The sequence below is a fragment of the Paucibacter sediminis genome, from assembly GCF_030254645.1.
Classification (GTDB): domain Bacteria; phylum Pseudomonadota; class Gammaproteobacteria; order Burkholderiales; family Burkholderiaceae_C; genus Paucibacter_B; species Paucibacter_B sediminis.
The window spans coordinates 1,927,126-1,936,748 of record NZ_CP116346.1 but is presented as its reverse complement, the minus strand read 5'-3'; the positions used below and the strand labels follow the sequence as shown (position 1 = coordinate 1,936,748).

At 71.3% G+C, this 9,623-nt stretch carries 11 protein-coding genes; 2 read left to right on the top strand and 9 right to left on the bottom strand.

Features of this window, described 5'->3' with window-relative positions:
- Positions 1-24: 24 nt before the first annotated feature.
- Positions 25-1,107, bottom strand: a complete 1,083-nt coding sequence (selD, locus tag PFX98_RS08845; RefSeq protein WP_285234830.1) for a selenide, water dikinase SelD — start codon at positions 1,105-1,107, stop codon at positions 25-27.
- A 67-nt stretch (positions 1,108-1,174) separates the two neighbouring features.
- On the opposite strand from selD, the gene PFX98_RS08840 reads away from it, so the two are divergent.
- Positions 1,175-2,680 carry a glycine betaine ABC transporter substrate-binding protein gene (locus PFX98_RS08840; protein ID WP_285234829.1) on the top strand — a complete coding sequence of 502 codons (1,506 nt, stop codon included), beginning with the start codon at positions 1,175-1,177 and terminating at the stop codon, positions 2,678-2,680.
- A 20-nt stretch (positions 2,681-2,700) separates the two neighbouring features.
- On the opposite strand, the gene PFX98_RS08835 is transcribed toward PFX98_RS08840, so the two are convergent.
- The 4 genes from PFX98_RS08835 to PFX98_RS08820 form a co-directional block, all read right to left on the bottom strand.
- Positions 2,701-3,231 (bottom strand): Hsp20/alpha crystallin family protein, encoded by a 531-nt coding sequence (locus PFX98_RS08835; RefSeq protein ID WP_285234828.1) that lies wholly within the window; start codon positions 3,229-3,231, stop codon positions 2,701-2,703.
- A 16-nt stretch (positions 3,232-3,247) separates the two neighbouring features.
- On the bottom strand, positions 3,248-3,634 hold the full coding sequence (locus PFX98_RS08830; RefSeq protein WP_285234827.1) for an Hsp20/alpha crystallin family protein: 387 nt from the start codon (positions 3,632-3,634) through the stop codon (positions 3,248-3,250).
- Positions 3,635-3,668: 34 nt separating this feature from the next.
- Entirely contained in the window at positions 3,669-4,124 is a 456-nt protein-coding gene (locus PFX98_RS08825; protein WP_285234826.1) for an Hsp20/alpha crystallin family protein, read from the bottom strand.
- Positions 4,125-4,265: 141 nt separating this feature from the next.
- Positions 4,266-5,201, bottom strand: coding sequence for a LysR family transcriptional regulator (locus PFX98_RS08820; RefSeq protein ID WP_285234825.1), 936 nt, complete (start codon positions 5,199-5,201; stop codon positions 4,266-4,268).
- 75 nt (positions 5,202-5,276) lie between these two features.
- Here PFX98_RS08820 and PFX98_RS08815 point away from each other — a divergent pair, with 75 nt between their 5' ends.
- The gene (locus PFX98_RS08815; RefSeq protein WP_285234824.1) at positions 5,277-6,326 is read left to right on the top strand and encodes an alpha/beta hydrolase family protein; all 1,050 of its coding nucleotides are present in this window, start codon (positions 5,277-5,279) and stop codon (positions 6,324-6,326) included.
- Here PFX98_RS08815 and PFX98_RS08810 read toward each other — a convergent pair.
- The 4 genes from PFX98_RS08810 to PFX98_RS08795 are packed head-to-tail and all read right to left on the bottom strand — an operon-like array spanning position 6,215 to position 9,618.
- Complete coding sequence (locus tag PFX98_RS08810; RefSeq protein WP_285234823.1) at positions 6,215-6,769, bottom strand: SRPBCC family protein; 555 nt, start codon at positions 6,767-6,769, stop codon at positions 6,215-6,217. The genes PFX98_RS08815 and PFX98_RS08810 overlap by 112 nt on opposite strands.
- On the bottom strand, positions 6,766-7,947 hold the full coding sequence (locus PFX98_RS08805; RefSeq protein WP_285234822.1) for a vWA domain-containing protein: 1,182 nt from the start codon (positions 7,945-7,947) through the stop codon (positions 6,766-6,768). The genes PFX98_RS08810 and PFX98_RS08805 overlap by 4 nt, the downstream gene beginning before the upstream one ends.
- Positions 7,940-8,830, bottom strand: coding sequence for an AAA family ATPase (locus tag PFX98_RS08800; protein ID WP_425334679.1), 891 nt, complete (start codon positions 8,828-8,830; stop codon positions 7,940-7,942). Before PFX98_RS08800 ends, PFX98_RS08805 begins: the two co-directional genes overlap by 8 nt.
- Complete coding sequence (locus PFX98_RS08795) at positions 8,830-9,618, bottom strand: FAD binding domain-containing protein (RefSeq protein ID WP_285234821.1); 789 nt, start codon at positions 9,616-9,618, stop codon at positions 8,830-8,832. The genes PFX98_RS08800 and PFX98_RS08795 overlap by 1 nt, the downstream gene beginning before the upstream one ends.
- Positions 9,619-9,623: the final 5 nt, after the last annotated feature.

The following is a 9,623-nucleotide window of genomic DNA, read 5'->3' as shown; positions in this document are numbered from 1 at the left end:
GGATCGCGGCTGCATCAACGCAGCCTAGCGCACCCTCAGGTGGGGCCGCTCCATGGCCTCGCCCATGCGCCCGACCAGCGCCGCCTGCGCGAAACCATGGCGCGCGAACACCGCCAGCACGGCGTCCAGCGCGTCCGGCGCGCAGGCCACCAGCAGGCCGCCGCTGGTCTGCGGGTCGCTCAGCAGGGCCTGGTCCTCGGGCGCGAAGCCGGCGGGCAACTCCACCTCGGCACCGTAGCCGGCCCAGTTGCGGCCCGAGGCGCCGGTGACGTAGCCCTGGCCGGCGAGCGCGCGCACGCCGTCCAGCAGGGGCACGCGCGCCCAGTCGAGCTCGAGCGCGCAGCCGGCGCCACGCGCCATCTCTAGCGCATGGCCGGCCAGGCCGAAGCCGGTGACGTCGGTGATCGCATGCACGCCCGGCAACTCGGCCAGGTCGGGGCCGGGGGTGTTGAGCCGGGTGGTGTTAGCGATCATCTGCGCATAGCCGGCCTCGCCCAGCTGCCCCTTCTTGAGCGCCGCGCTCATCACGCCCACGCCCACCGGCTTGCCCAGCACCAGCAGGTCGCCGCTGCGCGCATCGGCATTGCGCTTGACGCGCTTGGGGTGCACCAGGCCCAGCGCCACCAGGCCGTAGATGGCCTCCACCGAATCGATGGTGTGGCCGCCGGCGATCGGGATGCCCGCCTGGCGGCACACCGCGGCGCCGCCCTCCAGCACCCGGCCGATGGTGGCGGTGGAGAGCCGGTTGATCGGCATGCCCACCAGGGCCAGCGCCATGATGGGGCGGCCGCCCATCGCGTAGACATCGCTGATCGCGTTGGTGGCGGCGATGCGCCCGAAGTCGAACGGATCGTCGACGATGGGCATGAAGAAATCGGTGGTGGCGACGAGGGCCTGCTCGTCGTTGAGCTGGTAGACCGCGGCGTCGTCGGCGGTCTCGATGCCCACCAGCAGCTCCTGCGGGATCGGCATGCTGGACGTGCCCCTGAGGATCTCCGACAGCAGGCCCGGCGCGATCTTGCAGCCGCAGCCGCCGCCATGCGAGAGCGAGGTCAGGCGGGGTTCGTCGAGCGGGGTGCTGGGGGGCGTGGTGGCGGCGTTTGTCATGGTGCAGCGGTGCGTCAGGGATGGCGGCAAGCATAGCTGCCCACCTGCCTTGGCGCAGAATCGCCGCATGCGCCGCCCCCTGCTCTGCTGCCTGCTGGCCTGCCTTCTGATCGGCTCTGCCGGTGCCCAACCCGCCGTGCAGGTGGGCTCCAAGCGCTTCACCGAAAGCTATGTGCTGGGCGAGCTGGTGCGGCTGAGCCTGCAGCGCGCCGGCGTCGCCGCCGAGCACCGGCAGGGCCTGGGCAACACCGCCATCCTGGCGCAGGCGCTGCAGGCCGGCAGCATCGACGTCTATCCGGAATACACGGGCACGATCGCGCGCGAGCTGCTGAAGCTCGAGGGCAGCCCGCCGGACCTGCCCGCGCTCAACCAGGCGCTGGCGGCGCGCGGCCTGAAGGCGGCGGTGCCGCTGGGCTTCAACAACAGCTATGCGCTGGCGATGCGCGAGGCCGATGCGGCGCGCCTGGGCGTGGACTCGATCTCGGCGCTGGCGCGGCTGGCGCCGGCCGAGGCGGCGCGCCTGCGCCTGGGGCTCTCGCACGAGTTCCTGCAACGCGCCGACGGCTGGCCCGGCCTGGCGCGCGCCTACGGCCTGCGGCTGGCGGCGCCGGCGGGCATCGACCATGGCCTGGCCTATGAGGCCCTGGCGGGCAGCCAGGTGGACCTGATCGACGTCTACACCACCGATGCCAAGCTGGCGCGCCTGCCGCTGCGCGTGCTGCGCGACGACCGCCACTTCTTCCCGCGCTACGACGCCCTGCTGCTGATGCGAGCCTCGCTCGATGAGCGCCCCTTGGCCGCTGCGCTGGCCGGCCGCATCGACGCGCACCGCATGATGGAGCTGAACGCCCAGGTGGAGTTGGACGGGCGCAGCTTCGCCGCGGTGGCAGCGGGCTTCCTGGCCGAGGGCCAGGCAGCAGCGGCGGCAACTACCGAGGGCCGCGCCGGCCTGTGGCAGCGCCTGCTGGCGCCCGATCTGTGGCGCCTGCTCGGGCAACACCTGACCCTGGTGCTGGGCTCGCTGGCGCTGGGCGTGGCCCTGGGCGTGCCGCTGGGCATCTGGGCCTGGCTCAACCCGCGCCTGGCCGGCCTGCTGATGGCGGCGGTGGGGCTGCTGCAGACCCTGCCCTCGCTGGCCCTGCTGGCCTTTCTGATCGCCCTGCTGGGCCGCATCGGCTTCGTGCCGGCGCTGCTGGCCCTGTTCCTCTACGCCCTGCTGCCCATCGTGCGCATGACGCATGCCGGCCTGCAGGGCGTGCCGGCGGGGCTGCGCGAGGCCGGCCGGGCGCTGGGCCTGCGGCGCGCCCAGCTGCTGCGCAGCATCGAGCTGCCGCTGGCCCTGCCGGTGCTGCTGGCCGGCATCAAGACCGCCGCGGTGCTGAACGTGGGCACCGCCACGGTGGCGGCCTTTGTCGGCGCCGGCGGCCTGGGCGAGCGCATCGTCGCCGGCCTGGCGGTGAACGACAGCGATCTGATGCTGGCCGGCGCCCTGCCCGCGGCCGCGCTGGCCCTGCTGGTGCAATGGCTGTTCGATGCGCTGGAGCGCTGGGCGCGGCCGGGGTTGAATCGCTGAAGCGGCGCGGCCATTGGCGTTCAGCCGCGCACCTCGACCTGGCGCCTGTAGCCCTGCTGGCGCGGCAGGGCGATGCGCAGGACCCCGTTCTCGTAGCGGGCCTGTGCCTGGTTCACGTCCACGGCAGCGGGCAGATGGATGTCGCGACGGAAGCTGCCGTAGGCGCATTGCACCAGGCGGTAGTGGCCACGATCGAACTCCGCGTCGCAGCGCTTGTGCCCCGACACGCTGAGCACCTGCGGCGAACTCATCTCGATGCGGAAGTCCTCACGGCTCATGCCAGGTGCCTCGATGCGCACGCTGAGCTGCTGCTCGTCGGCATAGATGTCCACCGCCATGAAGGTCCAGCGCGCCGGTGGCGGCCAGCGTGCGTCGAAGGCGGCCGCCGGCTTGGGCTGCGCGGCGGCGGCGCCTTCGGCCGGTGACTCCGCGACGGACCAGAACCGGGTCAGCGCGCCGCTGGCGCGCGCGCCCAGCTCACGCCAGCCCTCGGACAGCGATTCCCAGGCCTGGCCGGCACCATGCTTCAACTGCTCTGCGAGTTTGCTCATGGTTTCGGCCTCCGACTCAGCCCGCCGTCACCGCGATGCGACGCGGTTGGGCATAGGCCTGCTTGGGAATGCGCAGGGTCAGCACGCCGTCCTTCAGCTTGGCATCGATGCCCGCGCTGTCGAGTTCGCCGCTGAGGGTGAAGCTGCGGCGGTAGCAGGGCACGCGCAGCTCTGCATAGACGGCCTCCAGATCCTTCGGCGTCTGCGGCTGCACACGGCCCTCTATCGTCAGGGCGTCGCCTTCGACGCGCACCTCCAGCAACTCCTTGGGCACGCCGGGCATATCGGCCAGCAAGGTGATGCCGCCTTCGTCCTCAAACACGTCGACCTGCGGCTGCACGGCACGCTCGTCGCGCTGCGCATCATCCCGCTGCTGCGTCTGATTCATGGGGGATTGGCTCATGATCGCTACTCCTATGTCTGGCAGTTGGATGGCCTTACTGCACCGCGATGCGCTTGGCCTGCGCGGACTCGCGGCGCGCGATGCTGACCTGCAGCACGCCGTCGCGGTAATTGGCACGCACATGCTCGGGATCGATGTCCTCGGGCAGCGCCACCGCGCGGTCAAAGCGGCCGCAGACACGTTCACGCGTGTAGACATTCAGGCGAACGGCCCCGTCGCCGGGAATCGCGCTGGCGCGCTCGCCCGCGATGTGCAGCACGCCGCGATCGACGGTGACCTCGATCTTGGCCGGGTCCAGGCCCGGCGCAAAGGCATAGACCTCCACGCTGTTGCGGGTGCGGCCGACGTTGATCATCGGCAAGCTACCTGCGGCCACCGAGCGAATGCTGCTGGGCAGGGTCGAGATGCCGAAGGCGTCATCAAGGTCGCGGCGCAGCCTTTCGAATTGACCGAACAGGCTGCTCGGATAGTTCAGCAATGATTGGTACATGGCTTGAGCTCCGTTCAGGATGTTTGAGATGAATGACCGGCTGGTCGATGCCTGAAATAGGAGCGTCCCTGGCCCTTTCAAGAGCCGCCCGGATCCCCAGCATTAGGGAGGGAGGCGCGACGCAAGACCTGACCCCGCCTGCTAGGGCGCGGCGCTGCCCAGCGCCTCGCGCACAAAGCGCACCAGGGCGCGCGCGGTCTCCGAGCCGGCCGGCATCGGCAGGGTGAGCGCCTGGATGGCCTCGCCCTCGCTGAGCTGCAGGCGCCAGCCGGGCAACAGATCCACCAGCCCATCCTCGGGGCCGACGCAGAAATCCGGGCTCAGCACCAGGCCATCGCCATGGCGCGCCATCTGCAGCAGGGCGTCGAGATCGTTGCCCCAGGCGGCAGACCGCAGGGCCATCTCATGGCGCGCGCCGCTGCTCTCGTGCAGCCAGCAGGCCTCGGTGGGATCCTCGTGCTGGCCCACCAGCAGGCAGGGCAGCGCCGCCAGGGCCTGCGGCCCCTCCAGCGGCGCGCGCCCGGCGCGGCCATACAGGCGCACCGCATAGCGCAGCACCGGCTGGGCCACCCAGTCCTCGGGCGGGCGCGCGGTGGCGCGAAAGGCCAGGTCCACGCCCTCGCGCAGCAGGTCCACGCGCCGGTAGTTGAAGATCAGCTCGTAGCGCAGGTCGGGATGCAGGGTCTGGAAGCGCGCCAGCAGCGGCGCCAGCACATGCACGCCGAACACTGGCGCGGCGCTGATGCGCAGGGTGCCGCCGAGCTGGTCGCGCTCGCTGCGCAGCGCCAGGCGTGCGCCCTCGGCCGCCTCGTGCACGGTGCGGGCGCGCGCCAGCAGGCGCCGGCCGGGCTCGGTGAGGCTCAGGCTGCGGGTGCTGCGCGCGAACAGCGCCATGCCCACGGCCGCCTCGATGGCGGCGACGCGCCGGCTCACCGCGGCGCGCGTCAGGCCCAGCTCGCGCGCGGCGCGCGCAAAGCTGCCGGCCTGGGCGATGCGGGCAAACAGTTCCAGAGCGTTGGCGTCCAGGGCCTGGTCGGCGGCGCTGCGGCGGCGATGGGGCGAGAGTTGGGTGGCCACTGTCAACAATCCGGAATCAATGTGTCGTCGGATGCGAGTCTATTCCTTGGATTGTCACCAACCTAGACTGTCTGCATGCGCAATGAAACGGAAATCAGCACCACCCCCACCCAGCTGCGCTGCAGCGACGGCCGCCTGCTGCAAGCCACCTGGCATGAACCGGCCGGCCCGCTGCGCGCGGTGGCGGTGGTGAGCCCGGCGATGGCGGTGGCCAGCCCCTATTACCGCGGCTTTGCCGAATGGCTGGCCCGGCGCGGCTATGCGGTGCTGAGCTATGACTACCGCGGCATCGGCACGAATCTGCAGGGCCGCGTCAGGGACGAGGCTGCCGGCCTGCGCGACTGGGCCGGCCTAGACATGGCCGCCGCGCTGCGCGCCGCCGACAAGCGCCGCCAGCAGGCGCAGCAGAGCCAGGGCCAGGCGCTGGGGCTGCTGGCGATCGGCCATTCCTTCGGCGGCAACGCGGTGGGCATGGCGCCCGGCTTCGAGTGCGCCGATGCCTTGCTGGGTGTGGCGGCGCAGGCGGCCGACTGGCGCTTCTGGTCGGGCCTGCAGCGCGCCAAGGCCATGCTGTTCTTCCACGCCCTGCTGCCCGGCCTGAGTCATCTGCTGGGCCATGGCCCGGCCTGGCTGCTGGGCGCGCGCGCCCAGGCATTGCCGAAGGCGGCGGCGCTGGACTGGGCGCGCTGGGGCCGGCGCCGCGGCTATATGTTCAGCGACCCGAGCCTGCAGGGCCAGCTGGGCCACCACCGCTACACCGGGCCGGTGCATTTGTGGAACGTCAGCGACGACAGCCTGTTCGGCCCCGCCCCCCGCGGTGGACCATCTGGCGCGCCAGTTCCGCAGCGCCGCGGTGCAACGCCACACCCTGGACCCGCGCAGCCTGGGCCTGCGCGCGATCGGCCACTTCGGCATGTTCAGGCGCGAGCTGGGCGAACGCATCTGGCCGCTGCTGCTGGCACCGATCGAGCAGGCCACGCCAGTGCTGCGCGAGCGGCTGTCCTGAGCCTTTCTCAGAGCTTGCCGGTGAAGATGCGGCCCAGCCAGCCCAGGTACCAGTCCAGCAGGCGCTGGAAGCGGCTTCTGGGCGGCGCTGCCGCTTCAACAGCCACCGCGACACCGTAGCGCGCCTGCAGCGCGGCGTTGAAGGCGGCAAAGAAGTCGCCCGCCATCTTTTGCGCCGCCATGTCCACCAGGCGCGAGCCGATCTGCGCGATCTTGCCGCCCACGCTGGCCTGCACCTCGTAGTGCAGCAGCGTTTGCGCCGGGCCCTGGGCCTCCAGGCGCACCTGGGCCTGGCCCTTGCCATGGCCGGCGGCGCCGCCCGAGCCCTCGAAGGCGAGCTGGTAGCTGTTGGGCGGCTGCAGATCGGAGAGCCTCAACTTGCCCTTGAACTTGGCCTTCACCGGGCCGATGGACACCGCCACCAGGGCCTCGTACTCATGCTCACCGATCGGTGTGAGCGCTTCGCAGCCGCTGATGGCGGCCTTCAGCATCTCGGTGTTGTTGAGCGCCTCCCAGGCCTGGGCCTGGGTGACGGGAAGGGTTTCCTGGCCGATGAGATTCATGGTGTTCTCAGCATAGCCGCCAGCTGCTCAAGGCTGGCGAGGTTGTGGGCGGGCAGGTGCTGGCTCACCTGCGGCAGCAGCGCGCGGATGCCGGCGGCCTTGGGCTCGAAACCCTCATAGCGCAGCAGCGGATTCAACCAGATCAGCTGGCGGCAGCGCAGGCGCAGGCGCGCTGCCTCCCGGGCCAGGGCCTCGCAGCGCGGGTCGTCGTCAGCGCCCTGCTCCAGCCCGTCGGTGATCAAGAGCACGGTGGCGTCGGCGGGCAGCACGCGCCGCGCCCAATGCTGGTTGAACTCATGCAGGCAGGCGCTGATGCGCGTGCCGCCCGACCAGTCCGCCACGCGGCGCGACACCGCGGCCACCGCCAGATCAGGGTCGCGCTGGCGCAACAGACGGGTGATGGGCGTGAGCCGGGTGCCGAACACAAAGCTCGCGACGCGCGGCGCATGGCGCTGCTGCTGCGGGTTGGCCAGGCCATGGGCCAGGTGCAGCAGCATGCGCGAATAGCGGCTCATCGAGCCCGAGATATCGGCCAGGATCAGCAGCGGCGCCACGCGCAGGCGCGGCCGCTCGCGCCGCAGGGCAAGACCCGGCCCCCGGGCCGAAGCGCGCAGGCTGGCGCGCCAGGCCACCCGGCCCTGCGCGGCCGGCGCCCAGCGGCGCGTCGGGCGGCGCGGAAACAAGGTCTGCAGCTGCGCCAGCAGCCGCTTGGCCTGGGCCCATTCGGCAACCGTCATGGTCTCGAAGTCGCGCTGGCGCAGCAGCTCGCGCTGGCTCCAGGTGAGCGTGGCGTCGAGCTCGATGCGTGCTTGTTCCTCCGCCGGTGGCTGCGGCAGTTTCGCCGCCTGCGGGAACAACGCGTCGGCGAGGCGGCGGTTCTCGGGCGGTGGCGGTGTGCCCGGCTTGGCCTGGGCACGCGGCAAGAGCATCGCCATCACCCGGCCCATCAGGTCGGGGTCGCGCCAGAAGATGTGAAAGGCCTGCTCGAACAGGGCGCGGTGCTCCTGGCGGTCCAGCAGGCAGGCCGCCAGCGTGGCCTTGAAGTCGCGCCGCGAGGCGATGCCGCCGAGCTGCAGGGCCTGCAGGCAGAGCTCGATGCGATCGGTGCCCACGCGCAGGCCCGCATCGCGCAGCACGCGCGAGAAGTGCACGACGTTTGTTGCCAGATGGTCAGCCATGCGTCGCCACGCGCACCTGCTCCAGCAGGCGCGCCGCCTCCGAGCCCTGCACCTTGGCGATGTCGTCCTGGTACTTGAGCAGCACGCCCAGGGTCATGTGCACGGTCTCGGGGTCCAGCACCAGGGCGTTGAGTTCCAGCAGCGCGCGCGACCATTCGATGGTCTCGGCGATGCCGGGCAGCTTGTAGAGATCGATGCCGCGCAGACCCTGGATGAAGCCGACGATCTGGCGCGCCAGCGCCTCGCCCGCACCGGGCACGCGGCGCTGCAGAATCGCCAGCTCACGCGCCGCATCCGGAAAGCCCACCCAGTGGTAGAGGCAGCGCCGCTTCACCGCGTCGTGGATCTCGCGCGTGCGGTTGGAGGTGATGACGACGATGGGCGGCGCGGCCGCGCTGACCGTGCCGAGCTCGGGAATGGTGAGCTGGAAATCGCTCAGCAGCTCCAGCAGAAAGGCCTCGAAGGGCTCGTCGGCGCGGTCCAGCTCGTCGATCAGCAGCACCGGCGGGCCCGGCATCTCCAGCGCCTGCAGCAGCGCGCGCGGGATCAGGAAGCGGCGGGTGAAGAGCTCGTCGGAACTCAGCCTCTGCCCCTCCTTGGCCGCCTGGATCTCCAGCATCTGGCGCGCGTAGTTCCACTCGTAGGCGGCGCTGGCCATGTCCAGGCCCTCATAGCACTGCAGGCGGATGAGGGGCCGGTCCAGCAGCGCCGCCAGGGTCTTGGCGATCTCGGTCTTGCCGGTGCCGGGCTCGCCCTCCAGGAACAGCGGGCGCTGCAGGCGCAAGGCCAGGAAGACCGCGCAGGCCAGCTCGCGCTCGGCCACATAGTCGTGGGCGAGCAGGCCGGCCGCGCAGTCGTCGATGCTGGAGGGCAGCGCCGCCATCAGCCTGCGGCTGCCACGGCGCGACCGGCCAGCACCGGGATCAGCGCGGCGCGGTAGGCGGCCGAGCCATGCAGATCGCTGTTGAGGCCGTCGGGCTTGATGGACACCAGCTTGGCCGAGGTCTCGCTCCAGCTGCTGGCGAGCGCCGCCTCGATGGTGCTGGCGCGGAACACGCAGGGCCCGGCCCCGGTGACAGCCACCCGCACGCCCGCTGCCGTCTTGGCCACGAACACGCCGACGATGGAAAAGCGCGAGGCCGGCTGCTTGAACTTCTGCCAGGCCGCCTTGAGCGGCACCGGGAAGCTCACCGAGCTGATGATCTCGCCCTCCTGCAGCGCGGTCTCGTACAGGCCCTTGAAGAAATCGTCCGCGGCGATGCTGCGCCTGTCGGTATGGATGGTGGCGCCCAGGGCCAGCACGGCCGCGGGGTAGCAGGCCGCCGGATCGTTGTTGGCCAGGCTGCCGCCCAGGGTGCCGCGGTTGCGCACCTGGCGATCGCCGATATGGCCGGCCAGATCGGCCAGCGCGGGAATAGCCTGCTGCACCTCCTTGGACGCGGCCACGGTGGCATGGGTGCTCATCGCACCGATCACGACGCGGCCGTTGTCCACGCGTATGCCCTTGAGATCGGCCAGCGCACTCAGGTCCACCAGCGAGGCCGGTGCGGCCAGGCCGAGCTTGATGGCGCCCAGCAAGGACTGACCCCCGGCAATGATCTTGGCATCCAGGGCGGCGGCGGCGCGCGCCGCATCGGCCAGGGTGGCGGCTTGGGTGTAGTTGAAGCTCATGTGTG

Excerpts from the sequence above, each read along its gene's own strand:
- selD (WP_285234830.1), bottom strand. The coding sequence starts at position 1,107 with ATGACAAACGCCGCCACCACGCCCCCCAGCACCCCGCTCGACGAACCC.
- PFX98_RS08840 (WP_285234829.1), top strand. The coding sequence starts at position 1,175 with ATGCGCCGCCCCCTGCTCTGCTGCCTGCTGGCCTGCCTTCTGATCGGC.
- PFX98_RS08835 (WP_285234828.1), bottom strand. The coding sequence starts at position 3,231 with ATGAGCAAACTCGCAGAGCAGTTGAAGCATGGTGCCGGCCAGGCCTGG.
- PFX98_RS08830 (WP_285234827.1), bottom strand. The coding sequence starts at position 3,634 with ATGAGCCAATCCCCCATGAATCAGACGCAGCAGCGGGATGATGCGCAG.
- PFX98_RS08825 (WP_285234826.1), bottom strand. The coding sequence starts at position 4,124 with ATGTACCAATCATTGCTGAACTATCCGAGCAGCCTGTTCGGTCAATTC.
- PFX98_RS08815 (WP_285234824.1), top strand. The coding sequence starts at position 5,277 with ATGCGCAATGAAACGGAAATCAGCACCACCCCCACCCAGCTGCGCTGC.
- PFX98_RS08810 (WP_285234823.1), bottom strand. The coding sequence starts at position 6,769 with ATGAATCTCATCGGCCAGGAAACCCTTCCCGTCACCCAGGCCCAGGCC.
- PFX98_RS08805 (WP_285234822.1), bottom strand. The coding sequence starts at position 7,947 with ATGGCTGACCATCTGGCAACAAACGTCGTGCACTTCTCGCGCGTGCTG.
- PFX98_RS08800 (WP_425334679.1), bottom strand. The coding sequence starts at position 8,830 with ATGGCGGCGCTGCCCTCCAGCATCGACGACTGCGCGGCCGGCCTGCTC.
- PFX98_RS08795 (WP_285234821.1), bottom strand. The coding sequence starts at position 9,618 with ATGAGCTTCAACTACACCCAAGCCGCCACCCTGGCCGATGCGGCGCGC.